General features: G+C 32.7%; 20 protein-coding genes. 10 read left to right on the top strand and 10 right to left on the bottom strand.

Annotated elements, in window-relative coordinates:
- Positions 1 to 12: 12 nt before the first annotated feature.
- From D1869_RS09585 to D1869_RS09560, 6 genes are all read right to left on the bottom strand, one after another.
- A complete protein-coding gene (locus D1869_RS09585) occupies positions 13 to 441 on the bottom strand; it encodes a HEPN domain-containing protein (protein ID WP_156014911.1) in 429 nt (142 codons plus the stop codon).
- Positions 431 to 922 (bottom strand): nucleotidyltransferase domain-containing protein, encoded by a 492-nt coding sequence (locus tag D1869_RS09580; protein ID WP_156014910.1) that lies wholly within the window; start codon positions 920 to 922, stop codon positions 431 to 433. Before D1869_RS09580 ends, D1869_RS09585 begins: the two co-directional genes overlap by 11 nt.
- A gap of 192 nt (positions 923 to 1114) precedes the next feature.
- Complete coding sequence (locus D1869_RS15500) at positions 1115 to 1312, bottom strand: hypothetical protein (RefSeq protein ID WP_231113588.1); 198 nt, start codon at positions 1310 to 1312, stop codon at positions 1115 to 1117.
- A gap of 182 nt (positions 1313 to 1494) precedes the next feature.
- The gene (locus D1869_RS09570) at positions 1495 to 3258 is read right to left on the bottom strand and encodes an AAA family ATPase (protein WP_156014909.1); all 1764 of its coding nucleotides are present in this window, start codon (positions 3256 to 3258) and stop codon (positions 1495 to 1497) included.
- Positions 3259 to 3329: 71 nt separating this feature from the next.
- Positions 3330 to 3770 carry a MarR family winged helix-turn-helix transcriptional regulator gene (locus D1869_RS09565; RefSeq protein WP_156014908.1) on the bottom strand — a complete coding sequence of 147 codons (441 nt, stop codon included), beginning with the start codon at positions 3768 to 3770 and terminating at the stop codon, positions 3330 to 3332.
- Positions 3757 to 5409, bottom strand: coding sequence for an MFS transporter (locus D1869_RS09560; protein ID WP_156014907.1), 1653 nt, complete (start codon positions 5407 to 5409; stop codon positions 3757 to 3759). Before D1869_RS09560 ends, D1869_RS09565 begins: the two co-directional genes overlap by 14 nt.
- 139 nt (positions 5410 to 5548) lie before the next feature.
- On the opposite strand from D1869_RS09560, the gene D1869_RS09555 reads away from it, so the two are divergent.
- Together D1869_RS09555 and D1869_RS09550 are read left to right on the top strand one after the other, a co-directional pair.
- Complete coding sequence (locus D1869_RS09555; RefSeq protein ID WP_156014906.1) at positions 5549 to 6085, top strand: hypothetical protein; 537 nt, start codon at positions 5549 to 5551, stop codon at positions 6083 to 6085.
- Between the two features lie 2 nt (positions 6086 to 6087).
- Positions 6088 to 6681, top strand: a complete 594-nt coding sequence (locus tag D1869_RS09550; protein ID WP_231113587.1) for a hypothetical protein — start codon at positions 6088 to 6090, stop codon at positions 6679 to 6681.
- On the opposite strand, the gene D1869_RS09545 is transcribed toward D1869_RS09550, so the two are convergent.
- Positions 6674 to 7774 carry an ATP-binding cassette domain-containing protein gene (locus D1869_RS09545; protein WP_156014905.1) on the bottom strand — a complete coding sequence of 367 codons (1101 nt, stop codon included), beginning with the start codon at positions 7772 to 7774 and terminating at the stop codon, positions 6674 to 6676. The two genes, D1869_RS09550 and D1869_RS09545, sit on opposite strands and share 8 nt — an antisense overlap.
- Positions 7775 to 7792: 18 nt before the next feature.
- Between D1869_RS09545 and D1869_RS09540 the strand changes: the two genes are divergently transcribed.
- Positions 7793 to 8638 carry a fumarylacetoacetate hydrolase family protein gene (locus D1869_RS09540; RefSeq protein ID WP_156014904.1) on the top strand — a complete coding sequence of 282 codons (846 nt, stop codon included), beginning with the start codon at positions 7793 to 7795 and terminating at the stop codon, positions 8636 to 8638.
- On the opposite strand, the gene D1869_RS09535 is transcribed toward D1869_RS09540, so the two are convergent.
- Positions 8635 to 9717 (bottom strand): glucose 1-dehydrogenase, encoded by a 1083-nt coding sequence (locus D1869_RS09535; RefSeq protein ID WP_156014903.1) that lies wholly within the window; start codon positions 9715 to 9717, stop codon positions 8635 to 8637. The two genes, D1869_RS09540 and D1869_RS09535, sit on opposite strands and share 4 nt — an antisense overlap.
- Before the next feature lie 58 nt (positions 9718 to 9775).
- Between D1869_RS09535 and D1869_RS09530 the strand changes: the two genes are divergently transcribed.
- The 3 genes from D1869_RS09530 to D1869_RS09520 all read left to right on the top strand — a co-directional run bounded on the left by D1869_RS09530 (position 9776) and on the right by D1869_RS09520 (position 13599).
- Positions 9776 to 10333: a DUF1404 domain-containing protein gene (locus D1869_RS09530; RefSeq protein WP_156014902.1), complete on the top strand. Its 558-nt coding sequence runs from the start codon at positions 9776 to 9778 to the stop codon at positions 10331 to 10333.
- Between the two features lie 34 nt (positions 10334 to 10367).
- A complete protein-coding gene (locus D1869_RS09525) occupies positions 10368 to 11582 on the top strand; it encodes a hypothetical protein (RefSeq protein ID WP_156014901.1) in 1215 nt (404 codons plus the stop codon).
- A 79-nt stretch (positions 11583 to 11661) separates the two neighbouring features.
- Entirely contained in the window at positions 11662 to 13599 is a 1938-nt protein-coding gene (locus tag D1869_RS09520) for a 4Fe-4S binding protein (protein ID WP_156014900.1), read from the top strand.
- Here D1869_RS09520 and D1869_RS09515 read toward each other — a convergent pair.
- Positions 13584 to 14471 (bottom strand): DUF929 domain-containing protein, encoded by an 888-nt coding sequence (locus D1869_RS09515; RefSeq protein ID WP_156014899.1) that lies wholly within the window; start codon positions 14469 to 14471, stop codon positions 13584 to 13586. The two genes, D1869_RS09520 and D1869_RS09515, sit on opposite strands and share 16 nt — an antisense overlap.
- Before the next feature lie 135 nt (positions 14472 to 14606).
- On the opposite strand from D1869_RS09515, the gene D1869_RS09510 reads away from it, so the two are divergent.
- The 3 genes from D1869_RS09510 to D1869_RS09500 all read left to right on the top strand — a co-directional run bounded on the left by D1869_RS09510 (position 14607) and on the right by D1869_RS09500 (position 16060).
- Positions 14607 to 15209, top strand: a complete 603-nt coding sequence (locus D1869_RS09510; RefSeq protein ID WP_156014898.1) for a hypothetical protein — start codon at positions 14607 to 14609, stop codon at positions 15207 to 15209.
- 67 nt (positions 15210 to 15276) lie between these two features.
- Positions 15277 to 15603 carry a hypothetical protein gene (locus D1869_RS09505; RefSeq protein ID WP_156014897.1) on the top strand — a complete coding sequence of 109 codons (327 nt, stop codon included), beginning with the start codon at positions 15277 to 15279 and terminating at the stop codon, positions 15601 to 15603.
- Entirely contained in the window at positions 15590 to 16060 is a 471-nt protein-coding gene (locus tag D1869_RS09500; RefSeq protein WP_156014896.1) for a hypothetical protein, read from the top strand. The genes D1869_RS09505 and D1869_RS09500 overlap by 14 nt, the downstream gene beginning before the upstream one ends.
- Here the strand turns inward: D1869_RS09500 and D1869_RS09495 are convergent.
- Entirely contained in the window at positions 16055 to 16582 is a 528-nt protein-coding gene (locus D1869_RS09495; RefSeq protein ID WP_156014895.1) for a methyltransferase domain-containing protein, read from the bottom strand. The genes D1869_RS09500 and D1869_RS09495 overlap by 6 nt on opposite strands.
- A 30-nt stretch (positions 16583 to 16612) precedes the next feature.
- Here D1869_RS09495 and D1869_RS09490 point away from each other — a divergent pair, with 30 nt between their 5' ends.
- Entirely contained in the window at positions 16613 to 17026 is a 414-nt protein-coding gene (locus D1869_RS09490) for a phosphate-starvation-inducible PsiE family protein (RefSeq protein WP_156014894.1), read from the top strand.
- The last annotated feature ends 44 nt before the right edge of the window (positions 17027 to 17070 follow it).

Here is a 17070-nt window from a genome sequence, read left to right as displayed (position 1 = left end):
TATTTATTCTTTTTACTGATTCTTCTTCTCTTCATAAAGTTTCTTTGCGTATTCTAATACTTCCTCAGCAATTCTGATTGACAGCTGTGCATCATACGCTGAGTAAAGTAGTTCTGGGGGTGTGTTAGTTTCTTCATCGCCGTACATTGATAGTTCTCTCTCTTTTCTTAACGATCTTGAGTAAGAAGCAAAAATATCTATTTTTTCCCTGAACCATTGGGGGAATTTTTCTGCGTTGTTTTTCAATATTGGTCCTACATCATGAAATTTTGGTGGTTCAATATTAACTAATCTTAAACAAGCTTTAAGTGAAAGTTCTACAGCTTCTTGGCAAAGCCTCACTACTATATTATATTTCTTCCTTTCATTCTCTATTTTAGCCAAGTTTAATCTCTCTTCGGCTTGTAAGATATATGATAATGCAAGAGAGTCAAAGTTCAACAGTTTCACCGAATTTCGAATCTTTTTTCAGTATCCAGTACCACTTTTTGCCCATTATTATCCTCTCAGCACCTAATTCTCTAAGCTTCTCTTTTAGCTTTTCCAATATCCTTGTAAAGAATTGATCCTTATCGTAAAGTATCACAGCATCATATACCATGTCTAGATAAAGAGGTGAAATCTTTTCTGCTTCATCTGGAGTTTTAAGGATAGGAGAGAGTGATATATAATATCCCTTATTCCAGTACTCATCTAAATTTAACTTATCTTCAACTCTGGTTTCAAACAATCTAATTCTCTTCAGCATACTATCCTTAGGTAGGTTATTCATAACTATTAGTAAGTCAACATCACTATCATTTCTGTTATCTCCTCTGGCAACGCTTCCGTAAAGTACAATAGATATAAGATCGTCCTTAAATTCCTCCCTCATTATTCTGACTATATTATTAAGTAATGTAGCATAAGGCTCTTTAATCATATGTTATATAAGTCTGTTGATTTAATAAACGTAATGGCTTCACCTATTCCTTGATGAAGGACATAAATTTGTTGTTAAAGAAATAAGAAAATTAGCAAGAATTATGTTATATACTTTCCAAAAATATTATATAACTTGTCAAGTTTAACAAAAACCTAAATGCATATAAGTTTTTTAGCTTCTGGGGAAAGTCTAGTCTAATGCATATAAAGTATCAATTATGTCCTCTATCTTTATTGTATATACTCCTATCTTGCCTTGCCCTTTAGCAGAAATTATCATAGATAATGCTTCAAAGCCCATCTTTACATTGCCATTGGATCTGCAAACAGCTTTTTTCATCTCTTTATTCTGGACAACAATACTACAATTTAGTTTATCAAGGTTCACTTTAATTAGTCCTAGATCTAGCTGAGATATTATCTCATTAATCTTATTAATATACTGCTAGCGTCTCCAGTGAACTCAAATAAAGGCGCTATCATTAACCCCTGCGATGTTTTTCTGTAGAAGTGAGGATTCTTAATCAGGCTATCTAACAGGTAAATTTTATAGGGTTAATTAACAATATTCTAAATCCTCTGTATTTTAAACTCTTCATACATTTTCAGTGTTTCTTTACTAACGCTTGGTTTAACATTAGCTAATATTTTTATGAAATCGTTAAAGGTTAATGTAATTCTGGCAACTCCAGTAATCGTTGCCTCTTTAAGTAAGTTTCTCCTAATCTCATCCACTACCAGTTTTAAATCAGCTGGTGTATAACCATCAGTGATTTTAGCAACTTTTTGTAAAGTTTCCTCATCTACAGTTAAGCCTCTACATAATACTTTAAGAACTTCGACTCTTCCTTTTTCATCTGGTGGTGGTACATAGATTATCTTATCGAATCTCCCAGGTCTTAGTATTGCTGGGTCTAAGTCCCATGGTCTATTTGTTGCTCCAACTACTACTATTTCTTCATTCTCCCTTATACCATCCATTTGATTTAAAAGTTCAGTCAATGCGGTTCTCCACTCGTTTTCACCCCTAGCCCTAGCAATCATATCAATCTCGTCAATAAATATTATTGCGGGTGCATTATCCCTAGCAATATGAAACTTTTCTGCAATTATTTCTCCCGCATTAAATGGCCCAGCTGAAGATATTTCCTCACCAGATAGAATAATAAAGGAAGCATTAAGCTCATTTGCTAATGCCTTAGCAATACTCGTCTTTCCAGTACCTGGAGGACCGTAAAGTAACAATCCTTTAACTGGTTTTATTCCCAGCTTTTCGGCAAGGTCTTTCCTCTTCAGTGGTAACTCTATGGAGTCCCTGATTATCCTTTTAACATCTTCTAGATCTCCTAGATCATCCCATCTTATATCCGGTACTCCATATGGTCTTTCACCTAGTTTATGCCTTGAGTATTTTTTAGCAATATTTTCGAATTTTACGATAGTTTGTATAGACACAGACGGTTTATAACTTTCTAAGGCCTTTATAAAGTCCTGTGTTGTTGGGATTCTTCCCTCTTTTTCGCACCGGATCTTTACTTCTTCAACAATTTCTTTTATGTCTGCTGGTGAAAGTCTATTACTTCTTTTAGCTAATTCTTTGCAATCAACGTTTTGAACGTAACCGCACCATATTTTTTCCCTACTATTCTCATCTGGCAAAGGTACGTAGATCACTTCGTCAAATCTTCCTGGCCTTAAAAGCGCTTCATCTATTTCTTGCGGGATGTTTGTTGTCCCAATAATAAGTATCGGTAAGTTCTTGTCATGTAATTCTTGTAACCTCATTAAAAATATGTTAATTAATCTGTGAGTGACTTCATGGATATCTCCCTCTCTTTTTAGAGTAAATCCGTCAATCTCATCAATTACGACAACGGCTGGAGCGTTTAATTCCACTACATTAAAGAAGTTATCAAGTAAATACTCGCTTTCACCATACCATTTGCTCATTACATCGGTAGACTTTAATTCGAAATAATTCCATCTAAGTTTATTAGCGAGTGCCTTAGCAATACTCGTCTTTCCAGTACCTGGAGGACCGAATAGTATTACACCGTAAGCTTTCCCTTTTTTCATAACGTAACTAGCAATTTCATCTAATCTAGTCTTAATTTCTTCCATGTCGTAAATCTGATCCCATGTGATTGATGGTATTCTATTCATTTTCCTTTCTAGTTGCCTTTGTTGTGAATGTCCTACTCTCATCATTCTCATAAAGTAAATAAAGTAGATTAACGGAATGATGAAAGTTAAAATTATAATTCCCAGTTCAATCGCATTAATATATGTTGAAAGTAGCGAAGGAGTAGGAGATGTTGATGTGTTAGCATTCATAAAATAAATTCTTCTTGGTTATTTAAAAATGATGAGTTTTAGGGGAGTTTGAGCGGTGAAATGGCGGTTACTCACTGACTAATTTCCTCAATTCTTTTCAAAATTTTTGAAATCTTATCTAAAACTAATATTACTTCATCTTCACTTAGATCTCCGGTAACTTCATTAGCTAATTTTTTGTAAATTTCTATGCCCTTGTTAAATGTCTCAAGTCCTTTCTCAGTAATCTCGATTAGTATCTTTCTTCTATCCTCTTTATCCCTTACTCTTACAACTAAACCCATTTCTTCTAGTTTGTCAACAGAAGCTGTTATTGCTGATTGTGTAACGAAATATCTATTTGCTAAATATGCCATTGTTTTTGGCCCGTCGCTTGTAGCCCTTAAAACAAGAAAATCTAGATAGGATAAGTTAAGTTCTCCTAGCCTTCTATTAAGTTCCCTACTCATAGCTCTGTATATTTTTGCTATTGTCGACATTATTTGTATTCTGTTCTCATTACTTTCTAACACTTTCCTTCACCTCAACCCCTCTTAATGCAGAGGCAATTGCTGCTATGAATACTAATACAGCACTTATATAAAACGCATTTCTTAAAGCATACATAAATGCTGGCGCAATTGCTGTTGGGAACCAGGTTCTCTGTTCCATAATTTGTATTGCAGACTGTGGAACTGTTACTCCAGCGGGTAATGATGATAACATTGTTTTAACAGGATCATATCCTAGAAAAGCTGCAAATAGTGCTCCAGTGACTGGTATATGTTGGGCATAAGGAACTAACTGTGGTGCTCCAGCTTGAATTAAAGCATTTTGGATTGCTGAGGGTAATGAAGATGTTAAGGAAATTATGACTATCGTGAAGAATATTGCTATACTCATTGTTTGCCCAGTATTTTGTAATGTTGCCCTCATACCAGAGGCTGCTCCTCTATGTTGTGGTGGAACACTATTCATTATTGAAGCTGTGTTTGGAGATGCAAACATTCCGTTTCCAACTCCAATCATAAATATCATTAAGGCAAAAGTGAGATAATTGAAGTCATAAGGTAATGTAGTTAGTAGAAGAAATCCAATTCCCACAATAACCATTCCTAAAGTGGCTAAAAGTCTACTTCCGTACTTATCAGAGAGCCAACCACTTATTGGCCCCATAGTCACGAATCCTAACATTAATGGGATAGTATAAACACCGGCCCAAAATGGTGTTTCTGAGTAAGGTATGCCATGTAAGGGTAACCAAATTCCTTGAAGGAATATTACCAACATTATCATTAAGCCACCATAAGCTACAGATCTTAAGAAACCAGCAATATTTGCTGCAGCAAATATTCTAATTTTGAATAATTCAAGGCGAAACATGGGATATTTGACTTTTTTCTCAGCATAAAGGAAGCCTATGATTAATCCTATACCCGATACTAATGAGGCTATTACGTATGGATTTCCCCATCCTAATTGTGAAGAGCCGTAAGGTAATAGCCCATAAGTTATTGCTACAAGGATAAGGATTAAGCCACTAGCAAAGAGTGTATTACCTAACCAATCAATTTTTTCAGTCTTATTTGGTTTTGATAATTCTTTTAACTTTAAATAACTCCATGCTGTGCCGAATATTCCTACTGGAACACTGACTAAAAATACGTATCTCCAATTTATCGTTGAGAGTATTCCACCTAATATTAGTCCTATTAATGATCCAGCTAAAGCTGCAATTTGGTTTATTCCTAATGCTTTCCCTCTCTCGTTAGAGGGAAAAGCATCAGTTAAAATTGCCGCGCTATTTGCAAATAAGAATGCTCCACCAATTCCTTGTATTACACGGAATAGGATTATCTCTAATGCTCCTAAGTCCCCTTGATTTGGTGTTAGTGAAAGGAGTATTGAGCCTATTGTGAAGATTGCAAATCCTAAATTATATAGTCTTACTCTGCCGTAAATATCTGAAAGCCTTCCGAAAGAAACTAATAACGTTGCTGTTACTATGTTATAACTCATGAGGATCCATAGTAAGTATTGAAATGAGTTAAAGGGATTTATATTAATTCCTCTAAATATTGCTGGTAACGAAATTATCGTGATTGTTCCATTTATTGAAGCCATTAAGACCCCTACAGTGGTATTACTCAAGGCAACCCATTTGTACTGCATAAATACATGATTGATTTTTTAATTTTTAACTTTTTCGATGTAAAACAATAAGAAATTAATTTTTAAATTCTTAAAGTTTTAGATAGAGAACTAATCTTTAAGGAATAAGTTTTAAAACACTTAGGAATAATATTAGCGTATGAAAATAAGAACTGTAATATATGGTGTAGTTTTCTCAATAGCTTCTTACGCTTCTGCAGCTGCTTTAGCTCTTAGTATTGGTGCTTATGCTATTAGTTCGTTCACAGACCCGATAGTAACTCTTACAATACCACTCATCTTACTTTCAATTGGCTTACAGGCTATGAATGAGAAGTTCAGCGTGCTTTTACTTACTTTAATAAATGCGGTACTTTATGCCGCAACAGGTTTACTATTTATGGTTCCGACTCTAGTAATTGCCGGTGTTATTGATGAGATAATAACCTGGTTTGTAGGGTTTAGAAGTTTTAAAGCAGTGATGATTAACACCACTGTAGTAGGAACTTTAGTCGGAATCCTAAGTGTTATATTTGGTATTATGATGGTGGGGTTAATTGGCTCAATTCCTTTTAAGGATTTAGCATTAGCTTATCTAATATTTACAATAATTTATCTGGTAGAAAGTGCTATAATGGGATTAATCTCGTATAAGTTAGGTTCATATTTATTAAAAAGCGGAATTATTAAGGGATAAGATTGGCTAAGGCAACTTTTCTTTATTCCTTAATATTTCTAATAATAACTGCTATAGAAACTACATTGTATCCAACTTATTACTCTCTTATCTTGACCATGGGTTTGATATACAAAAGATGGAGAGTCATTGCAATAGAGATTTTGATTGTAATTATTTCTTTTACTTTTTTGCACATACTAGAAAAAGAATATTTATTTATATATACTATTAGGGCAATTTCATATATAAATTTATACTTTATTATGAGTGAATATGTTGACTACAATTCTATTCTTTATCTTCTTGGAGAGAAAGGAGTACCACTTGTTGTTGGCTTCGCTTATTATCCCCTTTTTTATAGGATTGCTTCTGAAATAAGTTTTAACGCTAGAGCTAGGAAAATCGGTTTTCACATAAATAAGTTAGTTTTACCATTTGTTGTTCAAATGGTTAAAGTTGCTGAAGACCTCTACGTCTCTTATACTATAAAACTTTACGGGAAATTTAACGGAAAAAGAAATTTTAAACCCACGTCAGTAGATATTATCTTAATTTCGCTATCTTTACTACTGGTGATGATTAACCTTGCAACTGAAATGATGATGTTCACGTAGGCCGCTGATCCATGTTTATTATAGTATTACAGATTGAGATCAAATCTTCATCGTGAGTTGCTATTATAATTCCTCTCCTCTCTTCTTTTAAGATTTTGATAGCCTCATAAAACGATAGAAGTGCTTCGCCATCCATGCCAACTGAAGGTTCATCTAAAGCAATAACTTTGTATTTTGAGGCAAACGCTGAAGCAATAAGTACCCTCATTTTTTCACCATAGCTTAAAGTAAATGGACTTCTGTCTTTCTTATCTTTTAGATTAAAGAGTGATAGTGCATTTTCATCTTTTACCTCATCTTCAACTGTTTCCTCAAAGAACTGTAGATCAGGATTTTGAAGGACTAGATAAATTTTTCCGACCAGCTTCTTCAACCTAGTAGTTTTTCCTACACCATTTCTCCCAACTAGGCAGACGACTTCGCTTTCCCTTACCCTTATTCCTTCATGGTTTAACAATTCTTCCCCTAATTCCATCTCTATTTTAGGCAAAGAGAATCCTCTTAATCCTTCTCTTCTGAGAAAATCTTCATCATACAACTTTTCTTTTTCAATTTCCCTAATATCACCATTTTTGATTAAATAAACGCGATCAATCATATCTCTAATTTCCTTTATTCTGTGTTCAGCAATCAAACTCCCTTTTGGTATAACACTTTTTACTAACTTAACCGCATATTTATCTAAATTAGCAAAGGGTTCATCAAATAGAATATATTTTGGCCTAGATGCTAGTATTGTAGAAATAACGAATCTTTTCTTGTAGCCATCAGATAATGTATAAAAATCCTTATTAAAATACTCTCCCATAATTTCTTTCGCTATTTTATCATCTACGGGATGGAACATTGATTGGAGTTTCAATTCCTCTTCACACGTTAAGGCTAATATTTGTGTTGAAGGATCTTGAAATACTGCTGATAACTTTGAGTAATCTCTATTTTTACAGAAATCCTCTCCATCCAATACTACTTTTGCCTTTGAGTCAAGACAAAGACTACTCTTTATTAAAGTAGTTTTACCACTACCATTTTTCCCAATCAAACCAACGATTTCGTTATCGCTGACAACAAGCTTATCATTTATAATTAGCATAGTATATGTGAGGCTTATATGAAAATAGGTTTTGCTATAACAGAAAATGGGGAAAAGAAAGTTGTGTTCATAGAAAATGAAAAATATTATGAGATAAAGAAAGATGGTTTAGATTGTGTTGTATCTAATCCAATATCATTTATTAAAGCATATGACGTCATGGTGAATTTACCTAAGACCGAGATAAAGATAAAAAAGCTTCTACCACCGTTATTCCCTAATAAGATCTTTTTACCTGCTGTGAACTTCCGATCCCATTCATCAGAAACTTCAATGACCCCACCAAAATCACCTTACTTTTTTACCAAATTTAGTAGTAATAGTGTAGTTGGGCCGGAAGATTACATAATTATCCCAAGAGATTTAAAAAGGGTAGACTATGAGGGGGAAATAGGGATTATAATTGGAAGGAGAGGAAAATACATAAAGAAAGAGGAAGCAATGGATTATGTGTTTGGTTATACAATAGTTAATGATGTAAGCTTTAGGGATTATCAATTTCCAGAACTTCACCCTTACGGTCTAAATTGGGTTATGGGAAAAGCGTTAGATACCGGGTTGCCGATTGGTCCATGGATTGTTACTAAAGATGAAATTAAGGATTTCAAACTTAGAATAATAACTAAGCTTAACGGTCAAGTTGTACAAGATGGAAATACAGAGGATATGATATTTTCTGTTGAGGATCTGATTTCTTATCTCAGCCAAGGAATTACTCTAGAGCCTGGAGACGTAATAACTACTGGTACACCAGCTGGTGTAGCTGAATTTACTGGGAAAAAGTACCTTGAAGATGGTGATGCTATAGAAGTTGAAGTAGAGAAAATAGGAGTTTTAAGAAATTATGTAAAAAAAGAGAGTTAATCCCACACAATGACTGTTTTTATTTCTCCACTAGGCTTTCTCATTAAAACTTCTGGTGCTTGTTCAACAGAAACTTTTGAAGTTATCATTTTCTGTAGAACGTCATAATACCTATTTTTCCATATACTCAAATAGTTTATGGCACCTTGAAAATCTCTCTTACTAGCGTTAACACTGCCAATAACTATTATATTTCTCTCTACTATGAAAGTAACTAAATCAGATGTTATTTCGTACTTTTCTCCTTCTAATGTACCAAAAAGAATTAATGCTGAATTTGGTCTCATTTTGCTCATTAAAGGTATAAACGCAGAAGGAACTCCACTAGTATCAACTATCAAATCCACTTCTGGAAGTTTATCACCATCTTTCATTGAGTTAATAAAAGTTACGCCTAATCTTTTACTGATATAATCTTCCATGGGAGAAGGATCTCTTTTGTTAATCATATAAACGTTAAAACCTAATGTAGTAAGAATTAGAGAAAAGAACGTACCTATTGGTCCGCTACCAATTACAAATGCATTTCTGCACTGAAATGTGGAATCCTCGCAAGTCCATATCATTCTTCTTTGCACAAATAATAATTCGTCTATAGCTTTTATAACATTAGATAAAGGCTCAGTTAACACTGCTATGTCTTTTATTTCATCTGGGACTTTTACTAACCATAATTCATCATCAACAAATTCCTCTCTCATAAAACCATGTTTACCTCTTATTCCAGCTTCAACAAATTTTCCAGTCTCACAAAAATCTTGTCTCCCAATTCTACAATTTAAACAAACTCCGCAACCTCTCCTAACTACTGGTACTACATAATCACCTTTCTTTAGATACTTAACTCCATCTCCAACTTCTTCAACCATGCCAAGTCCTTCATGACCTAAAATAAGAAAATTATAACCATCTGGAGGGTAAGTAAATGTTATTTTCGCGTTAACAATTCCTCTGTCAGTACCACAAATTCCGGTATATAGTGTTTTAACTAAGACTTGCCCCTTTCCCAAAGCTTCTTTTACTGGAATATCTTTGACTTCTACACCAGATTTTTTAGGTGTAACAACTATTGCTTTCATATACCTCTTTAGGTCTTCAAAGTAAAAATTTTTTATGCAAAAATTCTAAAAGAATGTTATGAAAAGACAGACAAATTCCAAAACTTACCTAATACCACCACTTATTCTGATTTTGGCTTTCGTAAATCCATATGTTGAAGAAGTTATGTTCAATAATGAGGAAGTTTTTATGGCATCACATTATGCCTTAGCCATTGCAGGTGGTTTAGTTGGTTACTACTATTTTTCTGGAAGAAATTATTTTGCTTATTTAGGCTCACTACTTATAGTAATTTGGCATTTGCCAGAACTTTTTACTTTAGGAGGCGGGATATTAACTTTTAGGGTTCTAGATGAAATAAGCCTATTTGCTGGCGGTTTTCTAATTGGACTAGCAGTAAGAAATATGAGGTTAATAGAAAAAATCTTACTATTTGTTTTATGGATGCTTGGTGATACCACACTTGCAGTAGTTTTAGTAATCCAATATCCTTTCTATACTTCTCCGCCCTTATCTTATTCGCCATATCCTTCAACTCAAGAGCCACTTACGGGCTATGTTATGATTATAGCAATGACAGCAATCCTTGGTTTCCTCTTGTTTAAGGCATTTAAAAACCTTCACATTTTTGGTTAAAACGTATTAACCTCTAATGATATGAAAGTTTAAGATGAAAGCATACGATATCCTAGCATATTTACTAGAACATTTAGAGCCAAACTCTGTAACTGCACTAGTTACAAATGACGGTATACCGTTAATGTTATCTAAAGACAGTGAGTATGAGATAAGTGTTTATATTTGTAAAGATGAGAATGTCAAGAAGTTCCATAAAGAATTTGATAAACCTACACTCCATAGGGCAGTTATTGAATTGCTTGAAGAAATATCCTCTTATTTAGGAAAAGAAATTGCAGAACTTAATATTTCAAGCAGTGTAAAGTTTGAGGACTGCGTTCCTAAGAGACAAGAAGTAAAAAGAGAAAGACCACAGAAAAAGAGAGTGATAGATACAAGGAATTTAATAGAGGAAATGAGAAAACTACCCTCTGCATACAATATTATACCTCTTTTCACTGATAATGGAAAGCTTATAGCTATAGTACTAGAAAATCTATCACTTATCTCAACAGATAAAATAGTTAAAAGCATATCTAGAGTTTCTGACGGAAATATTTCACCAATTAATGTTGACCCAATTACGATAATTTACGTTTTATCAACACTAAAGTTCGATTTGCAAAAAGGTAATCCATTCTCTTCATATGAAAAATACACGTTCTTTACAGCTTTATACCAAGATTTAGGCGAAATAGGAGAAGAAGGTGAATTTCAAAATAAAAAAATGATAAAGAAACAAGGAAAGTTCTTCTCAGTAACGTCCAAGGGTATATTGAAACCTATTCCTTTAGAATTTTTAGATGTATCTAGAGAGAAAAAGAACACGCTAAATGTAGGTTACTTTATTCATGATGGGGAAAAGTTTGTTAAGCTAAATTCCTTTGACCTCTTTGAATACCATGAAAAGAACATATTTACAATAAATTCGTACCTCTTCTCCTCATTCATAGTAACCCAAAAGGATTTCAAAGTGGAATATCAAAACTTCGATAAATTGATCAGTAATTTTGTCAATAGTGTTATTTCAAAAGGGATTGGTGCTAAATACGTCAAGGATGTGTTTGAGCTAGAAAGAATACTTTATGACATTCAATACGTTAGAGCTGTGGCGGGTAATGAGATATCTATAGTCGATCCTATATCTTTATGGTATTATAGAAATAAAGGAGAAGATGTTAGACTCTGTGACTCTTGTGAACTAAAGGATAAAGTAGAATTATGGAACCGAATTATTAAAGGCTTTTACAGAGAATTTTTAATATGAAAATAAAGTTAAACAAATTTTTAACTTAATTGTTAATTATAATTACAAAGTTTAAAAACTTCTCGTTGAATTATTTATCATGATAAGTCTCCTTTCCATCGTGGTTCTAACGTATATAGTATTAATGATGGGAATAAACTTTGCAATTCTAGGTTATATTTTGAGAAAAGAATACTTAAACAGAAGAGCAGTATTATTTTTACTTTCAATTATTTTATACATGGGCGTCGAAAGTATCTCTTTAGGTTATATTATTTTCTATCACGGAAGTCCTTTTATAGAGCCTGCCGTACTTCTGTTAGCTTCAATTCCAATTATTATGTCTGCTATAATAAAAAGTGAAGTAGTCAGAGTAAGGAGTGATAAAATATCTGCGTCCTTACTCTCATTTTCCATAGTTTTTGATGAAGTTGCTATGGGTTATCTTTATGCATCAGCTTTTGGTCCTCACGTATTTAATCCGTTTATTGACGCTGTAAGCAATATAGCCTTTGGAATAATGATGTTAGCTGACGGAATTTTCTTCTTATTAATATCCCGTGTGAAAAGTATAATTGAGTTTTCTTTAACTACATTCGCAATATCCATGGCATTCTTACCATCTATATTTGTAGAAACTGGTAAACTTACTGAACTTATCGTCTCCTTTATATCTACGATAATAATGATCATAAATATTGTAACGCTTTACTTAATTGAAATTAGGAGAGTTACACTACAAGGACAACTCTTTTCGATAACTTTAGCGTTTTTTGACTTTCTAATGATGTTAGGATTAACTACTTTTGCGTCGCTTAATGACATGTGGTTAATATCTTTGTCAATAGTTCTATCTATGATATGGTATTTTGTTCTTATATTTTACGAAATTCCTTCTAGGAGAATTGAAATGAAGCTAAGATATCCCTTCATTTTTCTAGTCTTTGTAAATTTAGCCGAATTGACTATGGGATTTGGCGAAAGTGTCCTAGGATTTACTATAAGTAATTCAATATTTTCCAACATGCAATCACACATGATGATGAAGCATGGAATAATGATGAGAAGTCCATTTACAAATCCTTTATGGTGGTTATTTCCAATTAATCCTCTAGGTATGGGTTTAATGTTTATTCATACTAACATTAATATCATTCTGAAAGCAATATTCACTTCTTACATGTTTGTCATGGCAACTACAATGACGCCGTTTTATGTTATAATGATGGGAGCTGAAATGAGCTATTTAGTTTATGAAAGATATAAGCGTGTGAAAAACCTAGGAGTTAAGAGATGGACTTTAGTTATACTTTTAGGAATTCCAATATTTGTAGTTTTAATACCATACTATACGAACTTTTACATTTTCGGAATGAGTGGTATGATATTTCCAGTAACTCTATTACCGTTTATATTGTCGTTACTTGCAGTTGCGATAGCGTCAACGTTATTTGGCAGGAGAGCTTACTGTAACACTGTTTGCATGTCAGCTCATATGTGGACTAATATATTTTATGATCAATTTAAGCCAAAGAAGAGCAGTAAAGTATGGGAATATTTAAGATGGGTTTTCGTAATTCCGATGATTGTAGCTTTCTCTCTCTACATATTCATGGAAATTCATTTATGGACTCCACCTAAGATAGGGATGATAACTCTTGATCCCTTAAACTTTTACGGAATGTTTGTATTAAATTATATCTGGTGGATATTTTACTTTCTGACCCCAGTATTTGGTACCTATAGCTGTGCTAGACAAGGATGGTGTGGTTTCGGAACATTTGCTGGAATATTTAACAAAGTGTTTTTCAAAATAAAGGCAAATGAAGCTGAGACATGCAAGAGCTGTGAGGTAAAAGCTTGTGACTCTTCTTGTCCAGTAAAAATACCGATATCTCAAGATGTAATAACCAAGGGATATTCAAATAGGATAAGCTGTGTAGGTTGTGGAGACTGTGTTGAAGCTTGCCCATACAATAATTTAGAGATAGTAGATATAACAAATTATTTGAGTAAAAAATCTCACATAGCTTCTTGAATTATTTGAATAATTTGATTTCCTTCTGTTTGAATGAAGGAGATTTGTGAAGGTATATTACCATTTTTTATATCTTGAAGAATCATTGCTGGAAGTTGTGAGTTATAGTTATAATCAGCAGCGTATTGGGCTAGTAGTCCGGGCATACCATAGTTTACTTGCTGATCATAACCCATTATCATCCAAGTACCATGTGGTCCGGTTATTATAATTGTGGACACAATATGTGGTGGGTTTCCTAAATAAGCTATCCCTTCATTATGTCCAGGAAATGGCGTGGTTATTTGATATTGGTAAATTAGATTATAAACCCATGATGGAGCAAGTTTTTGTAATTCGTTTAATTCAAAATTGACAAGGGAATTACCTGAATAGGTTATAATCGTTCCATTAGGTAATGATGCTGAGGAATTTGAGGTGTATATTCTTCCTAGTAAATATATTGAATGAAATTCTACGCTGGAGTTTGGATTAAAAGAGTTGAATATTAATCCCGGTACTTTGCCAGAAATTGTATTATCTGGTGCTGAAATTGGTATTTGTTCTAGGTCAGAATAATTTGGTGTAACGTTAACTACACCATAATGGCTCAATGCAATATAAAGTCCCCAAGAGTCTGAAGCACCATATGGGCAACCTACCCAACTAACTAGATATACTTCTACTTTTCCTGGTGGGGCATAATCTTGGCTAGATACTTTCGCAAATTGAAAGAAAGGTTCTTGTGCATTCACTACACTATTTCCAGAACTCCCGGAATTTGGGTGTATCATTGGTAACATAAGAAATACTATTAAGACTACAACTAGTGCAATAAATGGTATATATAATAATTTACTTTCATTACTCTCCTTCTTCTTTCTTTTTGCCATCGTAATTAATAGTAGATTTAAAGTAATAACTTTTTTCCTAAAATCTCATTTGTTTATAAATAACTGTACTTTATAACACTTCAGTTACACTTATATTTACCAATAATTATTTTTACTAATAAACGGGTAGCTAAATTGAGAAGAAGAATCAGGTTACTAAGTATCAAGGGCGGTGTAGGAAAATCAGTATTATCTTTGCTAATAGCCAACTATCTGAAGGAGATTGAAGTACCATTTATAGTGGAAGAACTAGATCCAATTGAAACAATAAGGGTTTTATCATCTAATACTTTACCTATTATTATTTACTTCTCTACAAATGACTTTCTTTATAGAAGACTAAAAGTAAACGAAAATAAGCTGAAAAAACAGTTAGAGAAATATCACTGGCTAGTAACCATTTCTGATATGTTTACTGGAATAGATCCTAATAGTGAGATTATACAGTTTCAAGATTCTATTACCAATGTAAATCTAAACGTATTTCTTACAGATAAGACCACAGTGCCTCGCACTATAGAATATGCATCTAAATGGAATTCGCCTAGGATTTTAATAGTTAATTTTGCCGATGACCCTAAGAAAATTGAAGAAGAATTTATTGATTATGTTTACGGTGAGGGTATTTTTCATAAGGTCTATGGGATACCATTTTATAGTTCATTTTCAGAATTAGAAAATTCTTCATTGATTAGAAAAATTATAAAAGATTTGTTAGATATTTTGATTCAAATATAATTAAATTTTAATTATATTAATCTTAACTTAGAAAGATTTATTAATTAGTAAAACAATAGTTAATTTGATGTCGCAAATTAACTTTGATAGAATACCTGGTTTAATTGCTGTATATAAAATTGATAGTGATACAGTTATTAAAATATATGGCAAAGATATTAATATTGATATTAATAAGTTAAAAAATATAATAATGGAAAATATGAGAATAGGTGAAGATGAAGCAAAGAAGTTAAAACTTATTGATCCCTTCTTAGGTTTTGCTATGGTAGTTGATGATATAGGCATAACATATCTGAGTGGTCTAATAGTTATAACTGAAGCAAAGAAAACAAATTGGGATTTTCTAATTAAAAGCTTATTAAAAGAGGTGGGTGTATATGAAAAAAGTTGAAGAAATTAAAGGTTATAAAGGTCATATAGCAATAAATGAAGAAGGAAAAGTAATACAAGCAAAAAACCTAGAAAATGAGGAAGAATGGGCAAACGTTCTGAAGTTTAACGTGGAAAAGGGTAATGAAGAGGCTAAAGAATTAGGATTTAATAAAATGAATGGGTTTGCAATGATCGGAAGCAATTACTCTTTAGCTTTTATGAAAGGCCTTGGAGTAGTTGTAGACACTAGGAAGGCTGATTGGCAAGAACTCTTCATTTACTATACTTACTCATGGAGCGTTCTGATAACTGGAATTGTTATTACAGCATTATCTATAATCCTATTTGGTTTAGCATTTACACCATATATGAGTTGGTTAGCACCAGAACCAAGATTTTACTTGCCAGCAATATTACTGATCGTGGGAATAGTTTTCTTGGCAGCGTCTAAATCTTCAATGGCATATAGACTATAATTTTTTCCAAGTTGAAAAGAATAAGCCATTAGCTTCCTCATAATAATCAAGGGAGTATTTTCTTTCTTCCATTTCTTTCTTTATTTTTCCCCTTATCATTATCATATCTACTATTAGTATTTTTCCATTATCTTTAAGTACTCTTAGGACCTCATTTAGAGTTTCTTTTAACTTATCTCTCTTTAAATTGTAAAAATACATAACAGAGTATATAAAGTCAAAATATTTATCTGAGAACGGAATTTTATCTAAACCATCAAATAGTTTCACTTTAGCAGTATATTTTGAAATTAACCCTTCTACTTCTTTTTTATTAACATATTTCCAGTCATCTACACAATAAATTTCCTTGTTGTTTGTCAGAGAGATGTAAATTGGAATTAAACAATTTCCGCATGCATAATCCAAAATTTTTCCTTGAATATCACCTAATATTCTACTTACCTTCTTAGCTATAAATATCTCCTCGTCAACTGTGATACCCATTCTTAAAATCGGGTGAAAGTCATTTTCGTTAATCATAATTCTAAGTGGGAGAAGTAGTATATAATCATGAAATTAATAGATTTCATAAAAGCTCAACTAAAAGAAGAAAAAATAGTATCCAATATAGTTAAAGTGATAGAAGGAATAGTTTTAATTGCTATAACAGTTATGATAGCTTATACAATTTATGAACTATTAACTACTATTTCACAAGGTTTTATAGTTGAAGTTATAGGATTAGTAGGCAATGCATTTCTGTTAGTAGTACTTTTAGAAATATTCCAGAGCATTGCTGATTTCGGTAAAGGAAGAGGAAGGAGCGTAGTGTATGTTATGGATGCTACTGTATCTTTTCTGCTTAGGGAAATTATAATAGAAATATTTAATGGTACACCGCAAGCTACTATACTCTTAACTTATGCCGGATTAATAATCACAATAGCTATTAGTAGATTTTTAATTTCTATAAAGAGAAAATAAAAGTTAAGATTAATACGAAATATATTACCAAGAAAGATGAATGA

This window comes from Sulfurisphaera ohwakuensis (genome assembly GCF_009729055.1).
GTDB classification, from domain to species: domain Archaea; phylum Thermoproteota; class Thermoprotei_A; order Sulfolobales; family Sulfolobaceae; genus Sulfurisphaera; species Sulfurisphaera ohwakuensis.
This window is presented reverse-complemented; position numbering and strand designations above follow the sequence as displayed.

What these genes read in the sequence shown, in the direction of transcription:
- D1869_RS09560 (WP_156014907.1), bottom strand. Translation starts at nt 5,409, where the DNA reads ATGCAGTACAAATGGGTTGCCTTGAGTAATACCACTGTAGGGGTCTTA.
- D1869_RS09535 (WP_156014903.1), bottom strand. Translation starts at nt 9,717, where the DNA reads ATGAAAGCAATAGTTGTTACACCTAAAAAATCTGGTGTAGAAGTCAAA.
- D1869_RS09490 (WP_156014894.1), top strand. Translation starts at nt 16,613, where the DNA reads ATGAAATTAATAGATTTCATAAAAGCTCAACTAAAAGAAGAAAAAATA.
- D1869_RS09500 (WP_156014896.1), top strand. Translation starts at nt 15,590, where the DNA reads ATGAAAAAAGTTGAAGAAATTAAAGGTTATAAAGGTCATATAGCAATA.
- D1869_RS09515 (WP_156014899.1), bottom strand. Translation starts at nt 14,471, where the DNA reads ATGGCAAAAAGAAAGAAGAAGGAGAGTAATGAAAGTAAATTATTATAT.
- D1869_RS09570 (WP_156014909.1), bottom strand. Translation starts at nt 3,258, where the DNA reads ATGAATGCTAACACATCAACATCTCCTACTCCTTCGCTACTTTCAACA.
- D1869_RS09530 (WP_156014902.1), top strand. Translation starts at nt 9,776, where the DNA reads ATGAAAAGACAGACAAATTCCAAAACTTACCTAATACCACCACTTATT.
- D1869_RS09520 (WP_156014900.1), top strand. Translation starts at nt 11,662, where the DNA reads ATGATAAGTCTCCTTTCCATCGTGGTTCTAACGTATATAGTATTAATG.
- D1869_RS09545 (WP_156014905.1), bottom strand. Translation starts at nt 7,774, where the DNA reads ATGCTAATTATAAATGATAAGCTTGTTGTCAGCGATAACGAAATCGTT.
- D1869_RS09505 (WP_156014897.1), top strand. Translation starts at nt 15,277, where the DNA reads ATGTCGCAAATTAACTTTGATAGAATACCTGGTTTAATTGCTGTATAT.
- D1869_RS09495 (WP_156014895.1), bottom strand. Translation starts at nt 16,582, where the DNA reads ATGATTAACGAAAATGACTTTCACCCGATTTTAAGAATGGGTATCACA.
- D1869_RS09540 (WP_156014904.1), top strand. Translation starts at nt 7,793, where the DNA reads ATGAAAATAGGTTTTGCTATAACAGAAAATGGGGAAAAGAAAGTTGTG.
- D1869_RS09580 (WP_156014910.1), bottom strand. Translation starts at nt 922, where the DNA reads ATGATTAAAGAGCCTTATGCTACATTACTTAATAATATAGTCAGAATA.
- D1869_RS09555 (WP_156014906.1), top strand. Translation starts at nt 5,549, where the DNA reads ATGAAAATAAGAACTGTAATATATGGTGTAGTTTTCTCAATAGCTTCT.
- D1869_RS09525 (WP_156014901.1), top strand. Translation starts at nt 10,368, where the DNA reads ATGAAAGCATACGATATCCTAGCATATTTACTAGAACATTTAGAGCCA.